The organism is Pseudomonas sp. Snoq117.2, assembly GCF_900110545.1.
Classification (GTDB): Bacteria; Pseudomonadota; Gammaproteobacteria; order Pseudomonadales; family Pseudomonadaceae; genus Chryseomonas; species Chryseomonas benzopyrenica.
On record NZ_FOED01000012.1, the window covers coordinates 49,756 to 66,441 of the forward strand.

Below are 16,686 nucleotides of genomic sequence, written 5' to 3' on the forward strand. Positions count from 1 at the left end.
GAGGAGCGCCCTGTTGTTCTTCGAGCGTCACGAAGGTGGTGAACGGGCCATTCTGGTCCATTTGGAAGGCCTGCATCCCGAGGCGCGCGAAGATCCTCAGGAGTTTCTCGAACTCGCGCGATCGGCGGGTGCGGAGACCGTGGCGTTCGTCACGGTGAACCGCAGCCAGCCGACGGCGCGTTATCTCATCGGTACCGGCAAGGTCGAGGAATTGCACGATCAGGTGCATGCTCATGCCGCCGATCTGGTCATCTTCAACCATGACCTCACGCCCAGTCAGGAACGCAACCTCGAAAAAGCCTTCGAGTGCCGCGTCCTGGATCGCACGGGCCTCATTCTCGACATCTTCGCCCAGCGTGCTCGCACCCACGAGGGCAAGCTGCAGGTGGAACTCGCCCAGCTCGAGCACATGAGCACCCGGCTGGTACGCGGCTGGACTCACCTCGAACGCCAGAAGGGCGGTATCGGTCTGCGCGGCCCGGGTGAAACCCAGCTGGAAACCGACCGTCGTCTCCTGCGAATCCGCATCCGCCAGATTCGCCAGCGCCTGGACAAGGTACGCAGCCAGCGTGAGCAGGCTCGGCGCGGTCGTCGGCGCGCCGAGATTCCTTCGGTGTCCCTGGTCGGTTACACCAACGCTGGCAAGTCCACCCTGTTCAACAGCCTCACCGAATCCGGCGTCTACGCCGCCAACCTGCTGTTCGCCACCCTCGATCCGACCCTGCGCCGTCTGGAGCTGCCGGATCTGGGGCCGATCGTGCTGGCCGATACCGTGGGCTTCATCCGCCATCTGCCGCACAAGCTGGTGGAGGCCTTCCGCGCGACCCTGGAGGAATCCAGCAACTCCGATCTGCTGCTGCACGTGATCGATGCCCACGAGGATGATCGCCAGCTGCAGATCGAGCAGGTCGAGGCGGTGCTGCACGAAATCGGCGCCGACGAGTTGCCGATGCTGGAGATCTACAACAAGCTCGATCTGCTCGACGGGGTCGAGCCGCATATCCAGCGCGACGACGAGACCGGGCGCCCGATTCGGGTCTGGGTGTCGGCACGCGAGGGGCGCGGTCTGGAGCTGGTCGGTCAGGCCGTGGCCGAATTGCTCGGCGAGGATCTTTTCGTCGGGGTGTTGCGGCTGCCCCAGCGGCACGCCCGGCTGCGGGCCCAGCTGTTCGAGCTGGGCGTGGTTCGCCAGGACGATCATGATGACGAAGGCAACATCCTGTTGTCTGTACGAGTACCCCGCGCCGAACTCAATCGACTGCTCAGCCGGGCCGGTGAAGAACCGGAAGTCTTTATCCAGCAACATGTTTTGCAATAAACCCCCGCTCGGCGCTTTTGTTCGGGCAGGGACCATCCGGTAGCATTGGTCGGCGCGCCATTTCGGCGCGTTTTCGCGTTATCAGTAGGGAGAGCGCTATGGCTTGGAACGAGCCCGGTGGCAACTCGAACAATCAAGACCCCTGGGGCGGCCGCAACAACAACGGTGGCGGCAATGGTGGACGCAAGGGGCCGCCGGATCTCGACGAAGCCTTGCGTAAGTTTCAGGACCGCATCAACCGCCTGGTCGGCGGCAAGAAGCGGTCCGGCGGCAGTGGCGGCGACAGCTTTGGCTCGGGTGGTGGCAAAGGTCTGCTGCTGCTGGGCGTATTGCTGGTCGGCGCTCTCTGGCTGTACAACGCCGTCTACGTCGTGGACGAGCAGGAGCAGGCGGTGGTGCTGCGCCTGGGCAAATACCATGAGACGGTAGGGCCCGGCCTGAACATCTACTTCCCGCCCTTCGAGACCAAGTATCAGGAAAACGTGACCCGTGAGCGGGCCTACAGCAAACAGGGCGCCATGCTGACCCAGGACGAGAACATCGTCGAGGTGCCGCTGACCGTCCAGTACCGCATCACCAACCTCAAGGACTTCGTCCTCAACGTCGACCAGCCCGAGGTCAGCCTGCAGCAGGCGACCGACAGCGCCGTGCGCCACGTGGCCGGCTCTTCGACCATGGACCAGTTGCTGACCGACGGCCGTGAGCAGGTCGCCACCAGCGTCCGCGAGCGGCTGCAGCGCTTCCTCGACACCTATGCGACCGGTATCACCGTGACCCAGGTGAACATCCAGAGTGCCTCGGCGCCGCGTGAGGTTCAGGAAGCCTTCGACGACGTGATCCGGGCTCGTGAAGACGAGCAGCGCGAGAAGAACCAGGCCGAAGCCTATGCCAACGGCGTGATCCCCGAGGCCCGCGGTGCTGCCCAGCGCATCATCGAGGAAGCCAACGGCTACCGCGACGAAGTGGTCGCCCGTGCCCAGGGTGATGCCTCGCGCTTCAGCCAGCTGGCGGTGCAGTACGCGGCCAATCCGCAGCTGACCCGTGAGCGTCTGTATATAGAGACGATGCAGGAAGTGCTTGGCCAGTCGAGCAAGATCATGGTCACCGGTCAGGCCGGCCAGAATCTGCTTTATCTGCCGCTCGACAAGCTGATGCAGAACCGTGCCCCGGCACCGACCTCGGCCATTAGCAGCGGTGCTGCCCCGGCGGCGTCGAGCGACACGGCCGCTTCGGTCATTCGCAATCTGCCGCAGTCCACCGAGCCGCGTACCAGGGAGAGCCGCTGATGAGCAATAAATCGCTGGCCGCGCTGATCGTCGTGGTCGTTCTGGGCCTCGCCGCCTGGAGCAGTCTGTTCGTGGTGAAGGAGACCGAGCGGGCGGTGATGCTGCGCTTCGGTCGTGTGGTCGAGCCCAATCTGGAACCCGGACTGCACTTCAAGATTCCCTACGTCAACCGGGTGCGCAAATTCGATGCCCGCCTGCAGACGCTGGATACCCCGACGCAGCGCTTCCTGACCCTGGAAAAGAAGGCGGTGATGGTGGATGCCTACGCCAAGTGGCGCATCTTCAATGCCGATCGTTACTACACCGCGACTTCGGGTCTCAAGCAGATCGCCGACGAACGCCTGCTGCGCCGCCTGGAAGCAGGCCTGCGTGACCAGTTCGGTCGTCGCACCCTGCATGAGGTGGTTTCCGGTGAGCGGGATGCCATGGTCGGTTCGCTGACCGCGGCCCTGAACAAGATGGCCAACCAGGAGCTGGGCATCGAGGTGCTGGACGTGCGCGTCAAGGCCATCGACCTGCCCAAGGAAGTCAGCCGCAGCGTCTATGAGCGGATGAGCACCGAGCGCGAGCGCGAAGCCCGCGAGCACCGTGCCAAGGGTCGCGAACTGGCCGAAGGCATCCGTGCCGACGCCGATCGTCAGCGCCGCGTGCTGCTGGCCGAAGCCTATCGCCAGGCCGAACAGGCCCGCGGTGAAGGTGATGCCCAGGCGGCCCAGGTGTATTCCCAGGCCTACTCGAAGAATCCGTCGTTCTTCTCCTTCTATCGCAGCCTGCAGGCCTATCGCTCCAGCTTCTCCAGCAAGAGCGATGTCCTGGTGCTGGATCCGAAGAGCGATTTCTTCAAGTATTTCCAGAGCCCCGGGCAGTGAGGTCAGGGATGAACGGCGCCTAGGCTTCGCTCGTCGTTCATCCCCGATCGCCGATTTTTTCGTGTTATCATGAATCAGCCGGGGCCATCCCCGGCTTTTTTGCGTCCGTACGAAACCCGTGGAAGGGCGACGCCCTGGCTGATCCGGGTAGCAATCCACGGCAGAGCGGCTTGATCCGGCGGCAGGATTCTCCAGGAATCCACTGCGCCGACCTCGGCAGCCGCGTGCCGATCCATGACATGGAGAAGAGGCCTAATGGCTACGGTAGACCGCTGGCTGCTGCCTGACGGTATCGAGGAAATCCTGCCGCCCGACGCGGCGCGCATCGAAGGCGCTCGGCGCCGGGTGCTGGAACTGTTCCATTGCTGGGGCTACGAGTTCGTCATCACCCCGCACCTGGAATTCCTGGAATCGCTGCTCACCGGCGCAGCCAAGGAGCTGGAGCTGCGCACCTTCAAGGTGACCGATCCCAATTCCGGTCGCCTCATGGGCTTCCGCTCCGATATCACGCCCCAGGTGGCGCGCATGGAGGCCCATAGCCTCAAGCAGCGCGGTCCGAGCCGGCTGTGCTATGCCGGCAGCGTGCTGCATACCCGTCCCCGTGCCCTGTCCACCTCGCGCAGCCCGATCCAGGTCGGCGCCGAGCTCTATGGCGTGCCCGGCAGCGAAGGGGATCTGGAAGTCATCAGCCTGATGCTCGATGTGCTCGAGCAGGCCCAGGTGCCCGACGTCCACATGGATCTGGGACACGTGGGCATCTATCGCGGCCTGTGCCAGGCAGCCGGTGTCTCCGGCGCCAGCGAGCAGCAGCTGTTCGATGCCCTGCAGCGCAAGGCGGTCGACGAGATCGCCGAGCTGACCGCCGACCTGCCGGTCGCCGAGCGTGGCTGGCTGCAGGCACTGGTCGAGCTCAGCGGCGATGCTGCGGTGCTCGACCAGGCCCGGCAGCGCCTGGCGGGTGCGCCCGCGGGCGTCCTGCAGGCGCTGGACGAGCTGGTCGCTCTGGCCGAGTCGCTCAAGGGGCGTTTCCCGGGCGTGCCGCTGTATTTCGATCTGGGCGAGTTGCGGGGTTACCACTACCACACCGGGGTGGTCTTCGCCGCCTTCGTGCCGGGCAATGGGCAGTCCATCGCCCAGGGCGGTCGCTATGACAACATCGGCGCCGACTTCGGGCGTTCGCGTCCTGCCACCGGTTTTTCCACCGATCTGAAGACCCTCGTCGAGCTGGGCACCGCCGTGCTCGACGAGCCGCGCCGCGGCATCTGGGCGCCGGCTGGCCATGCCCCGGTGCTCTGGCAAGCCGTGCGCGAATTGCGTGCCGCGGGCGAACGGGTGGTCCAGGCCACCGGTCATGACGACGCGGACCAGTTGCACAGCTCGGGTTGCGATCGCCGGCTGATCGAGCGGCAGGGCGCCTGGGTCGTGGTGCCCTTGAATTCCTAAACACCGGATCTGGCATCCGGGTGAACGTGAGCATCGTCGGCCTGGCCGACAGAAATCTTCCTGACAGGGGATAAGGTTATGGGTAAGAACGTCGTCGTCCTGGGCACCCAGTGGGGTGATGAGGGCAAGGGCAAGATCGTGGACCTGCTGACCGACCAGGCCGCTGCCGTGGTGCGTTATCAGGGCGGTCACAACGCCGGCCACACACTGGTCATCGATGGCCAGAAGACCATCCTGCGGCTGATTCCCTCGGGCATCCTGCGCGCCGACACCCAGTGCCTGATCGGCAATGGCGTGGTGCTCTCGCCGGAAGCCCTGTTCAAGGAAGTCGGCGAGCTGGAGGCCCGTGGCGTGCCGGTGCGCGAGCGTCTGCGCATCAGCTCGGCCTGCTCGCTGATCCTGCCCTATCACGTGGCCCTGGATCAGGCTCGCGAGAAGGCCCGCGGCGAAGCCAAGATCGGCACCACCGGGCGTGGCATCGGTCCGGCCTACGAAGACAAGATCGCCCGTCGCGGTCTGCGTGTCGGCGATCTGTTCCATCCGGAGCGTTTCGCCGTCAAGCTCAAGGAAGTGCTGGACTACCACAACTTCGTCCTGCAGAACTACTTCAACGAGCCGCCGGTGGACTTCCAGAAGACCTACGATGAGGCCATGGAGCACGCCAAGGTCATGCAGCCGCTGGTCATGGACGTCGTCAGCCGTCTGCACGAGTTGCGCAAGGCCGGTGAGAACCTGATGTTCGAAGGCGCCCAGGGCACCCTGCTGGACATCGACCACGGCACCTATCCCTTCGTCACCAGCTCCAACACCACCGCCGGTGGCGTGGCGACCGGTTCCGGCGTGGGCCCGCTGTACCTGGACTACATCCTCGGCATCACCAAGGCCTACACCACCCGCGTCGGCTCCGGTCCCTTCCCGACCGAGCTGTTCGACGAGACCGGTGCCTACCTGGCCAAACAGGGGCATGAATTCGGTTCCGTCACCGGTCGTCCGCGCCGTTGTGGCTGGTTCGACGCCGTCATCCTGCGTCGTTCCATCGAGATCAACAGCATTTCCGGTCTGTGCCTGACCAAACTGGACGTGCTCGATGGCCTGGAAACCGTGCGCATCTGCACCGGCTACAAGGATGCCGCTGGCAACCTGCTGACCGAGGCGCCCACCGACGCTGACAGCTACAACGGTCTGCAGCCGGTCTACGAAGACATGCCGGGCTGGAGCGAATCCACCGTGGGCGCCCAGAGCCTCGAGGCTCTGCCGGCCAATGCCCAGGCCTACATCCGCCGCATCGCCGAGTTGGTCGAGGCGCCGATCGACATCGTCTCGACCGGTCCGGATCGCAAGGAAACCATCGTGCTGCGCCATCCTTTCGCCTGATGCGCTAAAGGATGCAGCCGGAAAAGCCCCGCCTCGCGGGGCTTTTCGCTTTCCAGGGGTTGAGGCGGGACGCTTGGGTGCTCAGGGCAGTCGCTGTTCCGAAATGGCCAGCTTATCGCTATGACCTTTTACCGCTGTGGTCCGCTCGTCATGAGTTGCCGATAGCCTTCGCCACTGAATACCCCCGGTCGTTTCTCCTGTCGCTGCTGCGTAGTCGCCTGCCGCTGCCGGTATCCATCAGTCTGCTGCCCGTGGTCGTCATCCGGGTAGTTCTGGTGCTGTGGCTAGCCTCTAGTGCTGTGAGAGATTGCAAGGAGGTGTGGCCGAGCGTTGGTCAGCAAAGTCTGAACGCCAGACCTGTCCTTGCGACGGGCTGGAGGCGATGTGGGTGATGGTCTCGACGAAGCTGGCAGGGCAGAGCCTGGCCGCGCCGCTGGCCGGTGTTGCGTCCAGGGCGATTCAGGGGCTCTTCGTGGCCCTCCAGGAGGCCCAGGGCTAGCGGAGCGGATTGCCCAGTTACGCAGCAGTCTGGGGCGGTTCAAGGGGTAGGGGAGGGGGTCGCATCTTTTCGCGGGCAAGAAAAAACCGGCCGAAGCCGGTTTTTCCGTTGCGTCCGATCAGGGATCGTCCGCTTGGTATTGGTGCCCAGGAGAAGACTCGAACTTCCACGGTGTTGCCACCGCTAGGACCTGAACCTAGTGCGTCTACCAATTCCGCCACCTGGGCCTGCAGTGCGACTTCTGATCGCTTCCCGTCATCCTTGCGGATTTCAGGATTAAAAAACCGGCTAGCGCCGGCTTTTCGTCGACCGATCTGCAAATCGATCGACTATAATGAGTGGTGCCCAGGAGAAGACTCGAACTTCCACGGTGTTGCCACCGCTAGGACCTGAACCTAGTGCGTCTACCAATTCCGCCACCTGGGCACTCAAGGCGATGATTGCTCATCTCCGGCGTCGCGATTGCTCACGGCGTCGTGGGGCGGCACTTTACTCAGAGGGCGTTTGCTTGTAAACCCCTGCTGTGAAAAATATTTTTATTGAGCATGCCAGGCTAACTATTGCGCGGTTTTCACGTTTCAATAGGCTTTATGGCAGTTCCTACCGAACCCAGACTTAGAAGGTAACCCCAGACTGATGGCCGATTGGCAATCCCTCGATCCCGAGGCCGCCCGGGAAGCGGAAAAGTACGATAACCCCATTCCGAGTCGCGAACTCATTCTGGCTCATCTCGCCGATCGCGGCGCTCCGGCCACACGGCCCCAGCTGGCCGAGGAATTTGGCCTGGTCACCGAAGACCAACTCGAAGCCCTGCGGCGGCGCATGCGCGCCATGGAGCGCGACGGCCAGGTGATCTATACCCGCCGCGGCGCCTATGCCCCCATCGACAAGCTGGATCTGGTGCGTGGTCGCATCGCCGGCCATCGCGATGGCTTCGGCTTCCTGATCCCCGACGACGGCAGCGACGATCTCTTCCTCAGCCCGGCGCAGATGCGCCTGGTGTTCGACGGCGACATCGCCCTGGCGCGAGTCGCCGGCCATGATCGGCGCGGTCGTCGCGAAGGCGGCCTGGTCGAGGTGGTCACCCGGGCGCACGAATCCCTGGTCGGGCGCTTCTTCCAGGAGAGCGGTCTGGCCTACGTGGTGCCGGACAATCCCAAGATCGGCCAGCAGGTGCTGGTGCCCGAGGGCAAGCATGGCGGCGCCGCCCACGGCCAGTTCGTGCAGGTGCGCATCGACGAATGGCCCACCACCTTCCGTCAGGCCCAGGGCGAAGTGGTCGAGATCCTTGGCGACTATATGGCGCCGGGCATGGAGATCGAGGTCGCCCTGCGCAGCTACGACATCCCCAACGAATGGCCCAAGGCCGTCGAGAAGGAAGCCGCCAAGCTTAAGCCTGAGGTGGAGGAAAAGGACAAGCAGAAGCGCATCGACCTGCGCCAGTTGCCCTTCGTCACCATCGATGGCGAAGACGCCCGTGACTTCGACGATGCCGTCTATGCCGAAGCCAAGAAGTCCGGTGGCTGGCGGCTGTATGTCGCCATCGCCGACGTCTCCCACTACGTCAAGGTGGGTTCGGCGCTGGACGCCGAAGCGGAAAAGCGCGGCAACTCGGTGTATTTCCCCGAGCGCGTGATCCCCATGCTGCCCGAGGCCCTCTCCAACGGCCTCTGCTCGCTCAATCCCCAGGTGGATCGCCTGGCCATGGTCTGCGAGATGACCATCGCCGGCTCCGGGCGCATGACCGGCTACCAGTTCTACGAAGCGGTCATCCACTCCCATGCGCGCCTGACCTACAACAAGGTCTCCACGGTGCTGGAGCAGCCCAAGTCGGCTGAAGGCAAGCAGTTGCGCAAGCAGCTCGGCGAGGTGGTGCCGCACCTGGAGCAGCTCTACAGCCTGTACAAGGTGCTGCTGGCCGCCCGTCACGTTCGCGGCGCCATCGATTTCGAGACCCAGGACACGCGCATCGTCTTTGGCGCCGATCGCAAGATCTCCGAGATCCGCCCGACCCAGCGCAACGATGCCCACAAGCTGATCGAGGAATGCATGCTGTGCGCCAACGTGGCCACTGCCAAATTCCTCGAAAAGCACAAGGTGCTGGCGCTCTACCGGGTGCACGACGCTCCACCCCTGGAAAAGCAGACCAATCTGCGTCAGTTCCTCGGCGAGATGGGGCTGTCGCTGACCAAGGGCAAGGCCAATCCGGTGCCCTCGGACTACCAGGCGCTGCTGCAGCAGATCCGCGAGCGACCGGATTTCCGGCTGATCCAGACGGTGATGCTCAGGTCCCTGAGCCAGGCGGTCTACAGTCCGGACAACAACGGTCACTTCGGTCTCAACTACGAGGCCTATACCCACTTCACCTCGCCGATCCGCCGTTATCCGGATCTGCTGGTGCATCGGGCGATTCGCAGCGTCATCCGCTCCAAGCTGGAGACCAAGCACGTCAAGCGCGCAGGCGCCACGAGCATGGCCAAGGCGCGCATCTATCCCTATGACGAACTGCGCCTGGATCAGCTCGGCGAGCAGTGCTCCATGACCGAGCGCCGCGCCGACGAAGCCACGCGGGACGTGTCCAACTGGCTCAAGTGCGAGTTCATGAAGGATCGCGTCGGCGAGACCTATGCCGGCGTCATCACCGCGGTGACCGGTTTCGGCCTGTTCGTCGAGTTGTCCGAAGTGTTCGTCGAGGGCCTGGTGCACGTCACCGCGCTGCCCGACGACTACTATCACTTCGACAGCGTTCACCATCGCCTCTCCGGCGAGCGCAGCGGTCGCAGCTATCGACTGGGCGATCCCCTCGAGGTGGTGGTGGCCCGGGTCGACCTGGACGAGCGCAAGATCGACTTCGTGCTGCCGGCCAGCGCCGGGGCGCCACGGGTGCGTGAAGAGCGCGAGCCGCGTCAGAAGCGTGGCAACCGTCGCCGTGGTGCGCCAGCGCCAGCGCAGGAACCAAGCGCTCTTCCGGTCGCCGAGACCGCGACTGAGACCGCTTCGCCGGAGCCAGAGCGTGAGCCCCGTCGCTCGCGTAACGGTCGTCGTCGCGGTACGCCGGCGCCAGTACAGGAACCAAGCGCTCTTCCGGAGGCCGAGACCGCCACTGAGGCCGTCTCGCCGGAGCCGGAGCGTGAGCCCCGCCGTTCGCGTAATGGTCGTCGTCGTGATGCGCCGACGCAGGAGCAGGGTGTTGCCGCAACGGTCGAGGCAGCGCCTGCGAGCGTTTCGCCAGAACCGGAGTCTGAGCCGCGTCGCTCGCGGAGCGAGCGTCGGCGCGCGACCTCCTCGGCGCAACAGCAGAACGCCAGTACGCCTATGCCAGCTTCGGTTGAGGCGACTCCGTCGAAATCGTCCAGGCAGGACGATCAGTTGCTCGGTAATACCGACGTCAGACGTAGTCGCGCGGTAAAGCAGGCCCTGCTGGCCGAAGCCAAGGTCGAGGGCGGCAAGCCCAAAACCGTAGGCAAGGCCAATGGCAAAGCCAAGGGTAATGCCGACAAGGGCAAGGCCAGCGACACGGCCAAGACGCGGACCGCGCCAGCCCGTCAGGGTAAGGGGGCGGCTGCCGAAGGTGCCGCGGCGGTGGATGCCAGGGTCAAGAAGGCCAAGGCTGCAGGTGCCAAGAAGAAATCGGCAGGCAAGCCCAAGACCGAAGACCAGGCCAAGGCCAAGGCTGCAGCCAAGACCAAGACCAAGGCCAAGGCGAAGAAGCCCCATCGCAAGGGTCAGTCGCGCCCCAAGGATGACGCATGAGCCAGTTGGAAACCGTCTACGGTATCCACGCCGTGGAAGCGCTGTTGCGCTTCCATCCGCGGCGGGTGAAGCAGCTCTGGATCGCCGAAGGACGGCGTGAGCCGCGGGTCGAGGCCCTGCTGGAGCTGGCCGCTGGTCAACGCCTGGCGGTGGAAACCAAGCCGCGGGCACTGCTCGACGAACTGGCCGAGGGCGTCCACCAGGGCGTGGTGGCCCAGGTCAGTCCGAGCCAGGTCTGGGGCGAGGCCATGCTCGAGGAGTTGCTCGATCGGGCCGAAGGTCCGCCGCTGCTGCTGGTGCTCGATGGTGTCACCGATCCGCACAACCTCGGCGCCTGCCTGCGTAGCGCCGATGCCGCCGGGGCCCTGGCGGTAATCGTGCCCAAGGACAAGTCGGCCACCCTGACCGCGGTGGTGCGCAAGGTGGCCTGCGGCGCCGCCGAGGTGCTGCCGCTGGTGGCCGTCACCAACCTGGCGCGGACCCTGGAAAAGCTGCAGAAGCGCGGGCTGTGGATCGTCGGTACCGCCGGTGAGGCGACCCAGGAGATCTATGACGTCGACATGAGCGGCCCGACCGTGATGGTCATGGGCGCCGAGGGCAAGGGCATGCGCCGGCTGACCAGCGAGCATTGCGATCATCTGGCCCGCCTGCCCATGGCCGGCAGCGTCAGCAGTCTCAATGTCTCGGTAGCGACTGGCGTCTGCCTGTTCGAGGCCGTGCGTCAAAGACGCGCCTCTGCGTCCAGATAGACTGCCCCAGGAAACGTCTGGGTACCGACCTGGCGCGTATCGCACTATACGAATCGCGCTGCAGTGCGCAAAATACCGGCCTCGCTCTGGGAAAGCCCGGGGCGAGACCTGTCAACAAGAGGATGCCCGCGTGAGTCAGGAGATCCAAGAGCCGGTAGGCTTGCGAGTGCTGCTCGTCGAAGACGATGCCACGCTGCGCATGCTGACCACCGAAGTCATCGAGGAGCTGGACCATCAGGTCACGGCCGTCGCCTCGGCGGAGGCTGCCCTCGAGTTGCTGCCGCAACGCGAGCACGATGTGCTGTTCACCGATATCGGGCTGGGCGGCATGTCCGGGATCGAGTTGACCCGGCGTGCCCTGGCGATGGATCCGACGCTGCGCATCGTCGTTGCCTCGGGTTATGCCTTCGAGCGCGAGCCCGGCATGGAGGCGCGGGTCGGGGTGCTGATCAAGCCCTATGACCTGAACAAGATCCGCCAAGCCCTGGCCGACGTGCAACGCTAAGTGCCTGTGGCTGCCCGGCGGTCGCGCCGGTCATGCCTGCGGTTGCGCCCCTCGGCGCCCTTCTCTAGAATGTTGCCCCTTGCCCGGAGTGCGTCCGCATTCCGCTGGGCAAGTCATCCGAACTATTCACTCCTTGTCTGACCGCGTTTCCGCGGCAGGCTGCAACCCGTAAGGAGCATTAAATGCGTCATTACGAAGTCGTGTTCCTGGTTCATCCGGACCAGAGCGAACAGGTGGGCGGCATGGTCGAGCGCTACACCAAGGCTATCGAAGAAGACGGTGGCAAAGTCCATCGCCTGGAAGACTGGGGCCGTCGTCAGCTGGCTTATGCCATCGACAACGTTCACAAGGCTCACTATGTACTCATGAACATCGAGTGCAGCGCCAAGGCCCTGGCCGAGCTGGAAGACAACTTCCGCTACAACGACGCCGTGATCCGTAACATGATCCTGCGCCGTGACGAGGCCGTCACCGGTCAATCCGAGATGCTCAAGGCCGAAGAAAACCGCAACGAGCGTCGCGAGCGTCGCGAGCGTCCTGCCGAGTCCGAGTCCGAGTCCGCCGAAGGCAACTCCGACGACGCCGACAGCGCCGAGTAATCTGGATCTAGCGAGGAATCATTGTCATGGCACGTTTCTTCCGTCGTCGTAAGTTCTGCCGTTTCACCGCCGAAGGCGTGAAAGAGATCGACTACAAGGATCTCAACACCCTGAAGGCCTACGTCTCCGAAACCGGCAAGATCGTCCCGAGCCGTATCACTGGCACCAAGGCCAAGTACCAGCGTCAGCTGGGCACCGCCATCAAGCGTGCCCGTTACCTGGCCCTGCTGCCCTACACCGACAGCCACGGTCGTTGATCGACGCCTGATCACGGATAACGGATAAACACGGCATGCGGCCTCTGGCTGAGTTCATCATGCGCGGCCGCACCCAAGCCACTCTCGTGGTGGTACTGGGTGCAGTCGTGCCGCTGCTGTACTGGATGACCGCTGCCGGTGGCAGCCTGGTGCTGTTGCGCCGGGGACCTGCCGCGGCGGCCGGGGTGCTGGTCTGGGCCCTGCTGCCGGCGCTGTTCTGGCTGTATCTGGGAGATGCCAGCATCGTGCTGGTGATGCTGGGTTCGACGCTGCTGGCGGCACTACTGCGCCAGAGCCGATCCTGGACACGGGTGCTGTTGGCCAGTGTCCCGCTGGGGTTGGTCTTCGCCCTGGTGCTGGGTCAGGTTTATGCCGAGGGCATCGCGCAGCTGGCGGAGGAAATCCGTCGGTTGTTGCCCCAGGTGTTGGGCCCGAGCGCGGCGCAGTTGCCGCCGGAAAAGCAGGCGCAGTTGCAGCAGTTGCTGCTGCCCGTGCTGACCGGCCTGATGGCGGCGTTCTTCCAGATCACCTGCCTGCTGTGCCTGATGCTCGGGCGGTACTGGCAGGCGGCGCTGTACAACCCCCAGGGGTTCGGTCGCGAATTTCGCGCCCTGCGTCTGCGTCCAGCCATCGCGCTCGGCCTCCTGGCCCTGCTGGTGCTGGCGCCGAACCTGGGCAGTGGGCTTGGCCTGCTGACCCCGCTGTGCAGCGTGCCGCTGGCCTTTGCCGGCATCGCCCTGCTACACGGGCTGGTGGCGGCCAAGCGCCTGGCAGGATTCTGGCTGGTGGGGCTGTACGTGACGCTGCTGCTGTTTGGGCAGCTGATCTATCCGTTGTTGGTGATTCTGGCTGTGATCGATAGCGTGTTCGATTTCCGTGGGCGGTCCGCGCAAGAGCCGCAGGGGCCCGCGGACGGTGAAGGTTAAAAGTTAAGAGGAAAGACTCAATGGATGTCATCCTGCTGGAAAAGATCGCCAACCTGGGCAACCTGGGCGACAAAGTGAACGTCAAGGGCGGTTACGCCCGTAACTTCCTGCTGCCGCAGGGCAAGGCCACCGCAGCCACCGCTGCCAACGTCGAGGCTTTCGAAGCTCGTCGTGCCGAGCTCGAGAAGCAGGCTGCCGAGAAGAAGGCCGAGGCTGATGCCCGTGCCGCCAAGCTGGCTGAACTGACCGTAACCATCGCCGCCAACTCCGGCGACGAAGGCAAGCTGTTCGGTTCCATCGGCACCCGCGACATCGCCGAAGCCGTCAGCGCCGCTGGCGTCGAGCTGGACAAGAGCGAAGTTCGCCTGCCCAACGGCGCGCTGCGCAGTGTTGGCGAATACGACGTCGAAGTGCACCTGCACACCGACGTCGAAGCTACGGTCAAGGTTGTCGTCGTCGCTGAATAAGCGCGCCGTCGCCTGACTGGCGGACTTGCGCCCCGGCGCCGGTCTGTCGACAATCGGGCACGTCATTGCCAAGGCAGTGACGTGCCCTTTGTCTTTTCTGCCCTATCGAAAATCATTTCGCCGCCCGCAATGGGGGCCCAAGACCTGCGCATGAACGAGATTTCCCTGCCCGAGCAGTACGATCTGCAGACCGCTGCCCTCAAGGTCCCGCCGCACTCCATCGAGGCCGAGCAGGCCGTGCTGGGTGGTCTGATGTTGGACAACAATGCCTGGGAGCGCGTGCTCGATCAGGTGTCCGATGGCGACTTCTATCGCCACGACCACAGACTCATTTTCCGCGCCGTGGCCCGTCTGGCCGAGCGCAATCAGCCGTTCGACGTGGTGACCCTGTCCGAACAGCTGGACAATGAAGGCCAACTGCCCCAGGTGGGCGGCCTGGCCTATCTGGCCGAGCTGGCCAAGAACACACCCTCGGTGGCCAACATCAAGGCCTATGCGCAGATCGTGCGCGAGCGGGCCACCCTGCGCCAGTTGATCGGTATCAGTGCCGACATCGCCGACAGCGCCTACAACCCGGAAGGGCGTGGCGCCAACGAGCTGCTCGACGAAGCCGAACGCAAGATCTTCGAGATCGCCGAGGCGCGGCCGAAATCCGGCGGTCCGATCGGGGTCAACGACATCCTGACCAAGGCCATCGACCGCATCGATACCCTGTTCAACTCCAGCGACGCCATCACCGGGGTCTCCACCGGTTTCGCCGACCTGGACGAAAAGACCAGCGGCCTGCAGCCGGCGGACCTGATCATCGTTGCCGGCCGCCCGTCGATGGGCAAGACCACCTTCGCCATGAACCTGGTGGAGAACGCGGTGCTGCGCACCGACAAGGCGGTGCTGGTGTTCTCCCTGGAGATGCCCGCCGACTCCATCGTGCTGCGGATGCTCTCGTCCCTCGGTCGCATCGACCAGACCAAGGTGCGTTCCGGCAAGCTGGACGATGACGACTGGCCGCGCCTGACCTCGGCGGTCAACCTGCTCAACGACCGCAAGTTGTTCATCGACGATACCGCCGGCATCAGTCCTTCGGAAATGCGCGCCCGGACCCGGCGCCTGGTGCGCGAGCACGGCGACCTGGCGTTGATCATGGTGGACTACCTGCAGCTAATGCAGATCGGTGGCAGCAGCGGCGAGAACCGCACCAACGAGATCTCCGAGATCTCCCGCTCGCTCAAGGGCCTGGCCAAGGAATTCAATTGCCCGGTGGTGGCGCTCTCCCAGCTTAACCGCTCGCTGGAGCAGCGGCCGAACAAGCGGCCGGTGAACTCCGACCTGCGTGAATCGGGCGCCATCGAGCAGGACGCCGACGTCATCATGTTCGTCTACCGGGACGAGGTGTATCACCCGGAGACCGAGTACAAGGGCGTGGCGGAAATCATCATCGGCAAGCAGCGTAACGGTCCGATCGGCACCACGCGGCTGGCCTTCATCGGTAAATACACCCGGTTCGAGAATCTCGCGCCCGGCAGCTACGTTTTCGAGGACGAATGATGGTCAAGGACAAGCTGAAGATCGCAGTCCTGCTCGGTGGCACCAGCGAAGAACGCGACGTGTCCATCGCCAGCGGTGCCCAGGTGGTGGCGGCCCTGCGCCGGCGCGGGCACCAGGTGGTGACCGTGGACACCGCCCTGGGCCTGCTCGACGAAGACGCCGAGCGCGCGCTGCTGGAAGCCCGCGTCGGCCTCGAACCGCCGGAGCGGACCGCCCTGGTGCGGATGCGCGGCCAGGATGCCGGTGCGGTGCTCAGCCGCGCCCAGCTGGGCGACCAGGATCTGCTGTTCCTCGCCCTGCATGGCGGGACCGGCGAGAACGGCACCCTGCAGACCCTGCTCGACCTGGCCGAGCTACGCTACACCGGCAGCGGCCGGGTGGGCAGCGCCGTGGCCATGGACAAGGATCTCAGCAAGCGGCTGTTCCGTGCTGCCGGGGTGCCCACCGCCGACTGGCTGATGGCGCCCGCGGACGCCGCGACCGTAGCCGCGACGCTGGGCTTTCCGGTGATCGTCAAACCCAGCCAGCAGGGCTCCACCGTGGGTCTGAGCAAGGTCAGCCGCGCCGAGGACCTGCAACCGGCCATCGAGCTGGCGCTGCGCTATGACCGCGAGGTGATGATCGAGCGCTTCGTTGCCGGTCGTGAGCTGACCGTTGGGGTGCTGGGCGAACAGCCACTGGCGGTGGGCGAGATCGTCCTTGGCCAGAGCGGCGTGTTCGACTACACCAGCAAGTACCAGCCCAAGGGCGCGGTGGAAGTGTTTCCGGCCGAGGTCTCGACCGAGATCGCCGAGGAAGCGCGGCGGCTGGCCCTGGCCGCGCATCGGGCGCTCAAGCTCGACGGCTACAGCCGCGCCGACTTCCGCCTGGACGCCGAGGGGCGGCTCTGGTGCCTGGAGGTCAACACCCTGCCGGGCATGACCGCTACCAGTCTGCTACCGCAATCGGCGGCGGCCATGGGCATCGACTTCGACGAACTCTGCGAGCGGATCTGCCAGCTGGCCCTGCAAGACTGACCGCTACGCAGCCGGCGCCGCTATCGCTTCGGGTGGTGGCGGCTGCGTCTCCTGTCGAAGCCGGATCCGGATCCGCCGCC

The 16,686-nt window shown here is 64.7% G+C and carries 14 protein-coding genes and 2 tRNA genes; 14 read left to right on the forward strand and 2 right to left on the reverse strand.

Annotated features, from left to right (window positions below; all coding sequences use genetic code 11):
* Positions 1-13: 13 nt before the first annotated feature.
* From hflX to BMZ43_RS21350, 5 genes are all read left to right on the forward strand, one after another.
* Positions 14-1,318, forward strand: a complete 1,305-nt coding sequence (gene hflX / locus BMZ43_RS21330; RefSeq protein ID WP_017642908.1) for a ribosome rescue GTPase HflX — start codon at positions 14-16, stop codon at positions 1,316-1,318.
* A gap of 98 nt (positions 1,319-1,416) precedes the next feature.
* Positions 1,417-2,604, forward strand: coding sequence for an FtsH protease activity modulator HflK (gene hflK, locus BMZ43_RS21335; RefSeq protein WP_017642909.1), 1,188 nt, complete (start codon positions 1,417-1,419; stop codon positions 2,602-2,604).
* Complete coding sequence (hflC, locus tag BMZ43_RS21340; protein ID WP_017642910.1) at positions 2,604-3,473, forward strand: protease modulator HflC; 870 nt, start codon at positions 2,604-2,606, stop codon at positions 3,471-3,473. The genes hflK and hflC overlap by 1 nt, the downstream gene beginning before the upstream one ends.
* Positions 3,474-3,728: 255 nt before the next feature.
* A complete protein-coding gene (locus BMZ43_RS21345) occupies positions 3,729-4,916 on the forward strand; it encodes an ATP phosphoribosyltransferase regulatory subunit (RefSeq protein ID WP_093256366.1) in 1,188 nt (395 codons plus the stop codon).
* Positions 4,917-4,994: 78 nt separating this feature from the next.
* A complete protein-coding gene (locus BMZ43_RS21350) occupies positions 4,995-6,290 on the forward strand; it encodes an adenylosuccinate synthase (RefSeq protein ID WP_064307632.1) in 1,296 nt (431 codons plus the stop codon).
* Between the two features lie 639 nt (positions 6,291-6,929).
* Here BMZ43_RS21350 and BMZ43_RS21355 read toward each other — a convergent pair.
* Together BMZ43_RS21355 and BMZ43_RS21360 are read right to left on the reverse strand one after the other, a co-directional pair.
* Positions 6,930-7,016: transfer RNA gene (locus BMZ43_RS21355), tRNA-Leu, on the reverse strand.
* A 112-nt stretch (positions 7,017-7,128) separates the two neighbouring features.
* Positions 7,129-7,215, reverse strand: a tRNA-Leu gene (locus BMZ43_RS21360).
* Positions 7,216-7,425: 210 nt separating this feature from the next.
* Here BMZ43_RS21360 and rnr point away from each other — a divergent pair.
* The 9 genes from rnr (at position 7,426) to BMZ43_RS21405 (ending at position 16,606) form a co-directional block, all read left to right on the forward strand.
* On the forward strand, positions 7,426-10,542 hold the full coding sequence (gene rnr, locus BMZ43_RS21365) for a ribonuclease R (protein WP_093256369.1): 3,117 nt from the start codon (positions 7,426-7,428) through the stop codon (positions 10,540-10,542).
* Complete coding sequence (gene rlmB, locus BMZ43_RS21370) at positions 10,539-11,291, forward strand: 23S rRNA (guanosine(2251)-2'-O)-methyltransferase RlmB (protein WP_093256372.1); 753 nt, start codon at positions 10,539-10,541, stop codon at positions 11,289-11,291. The genes rnr and rlmB overlap by 4 nt, the downstream gene beginning before the upstream one ends.
* 130 nt (positions 11,292-11,421) lie before the next feature.
* Positions 11,422-11,796 (forward strand): response regulator, encoded by a 375-nt coding sequence (locus BMZ43_RS21375; RefSeq protein ID WP_007161147.1) that lies wholly within the window; start codon positions 11,422-11,424, stop codon positions 11,794-11,796.
* Positions 11,797-11,978: 182 nt separating this feature from the next.
* Complete coding sequence (gene rpsF / locus BMZ43_RS21380) at positions 11,979-12,395, forward strand: 30S ribosomal protein S6 (RefSeq protein WP_007161146.1); 417 nt, start codon at positions 11,979-11,981, stop codon at positions 12,393-12,395.
* A 26-nt stretch (positions 12,396-12,421) separates the two neighbouring features.
* Complete coding sequence (gene rpsR / locus BMZ43_RS21385) at positions 12,422-12,652, forward strand: 30S ribosomal protein S18 (RefSeq protein ID WP_007161145.1); 231 nt, start codon at positions 12,422-12,424, stop codon at positions 12,650-12,652.
* 35 nt (positions 12,653-12,687) lie between these two features.
* A complete protein-coding gene (locus BMZ43_RS21390; protein WP_017642917.1) occupies positions 12,688-13,578 on the forward strand; it encodes a hypothetical protein in 891 nt (296 codons plus the stop codon).
* A 20-nt stretch (positions 13,579-13,598) separates the two neighbouring features.
* Positions 13,599-14,045, forward strand: a complete 447-nt coding sequence (gene rplI, locus BMZ43_RS21395; protein WP_017642918.1) for a 50S ribosomal protein L9 — start codon at positions 13,599-13,601, stop codon at positions 14,043-14,045.
* Between the two features lie 150 nt (positions 14,046-14,195).
* Positions 14,196-15,590 (forward strand): replicative DNA helicase, encoded by a 1,395-nt coding sequence (gene dnaB / locus BMZ43_RS21400; protein WP_017642919.1) that lies wholly within the window; start codon positions 14,196-14,198, stop codon positions 15,588-15,590.
* Positions 15,590-16,606 carry a D-alanine--D-alanine ligase gene (locus BMZ43_RS21405; RefSeq protein ID WP_017642920.1) on the forward strand — a complete coding sequence of 339 codons (1,017 nt, stop codon included), beginning with the start codon at positions 15,590-15,592 and terminating at the stop codon, positions 16,604-16,606. Before dnaB ends, BMZ43_RS21405 begins: the two co-directional genes overlap by 1 nt.
* The last annotated feature ends 80 nt before the right edge of the window (positions 16,607-16,686 follow it).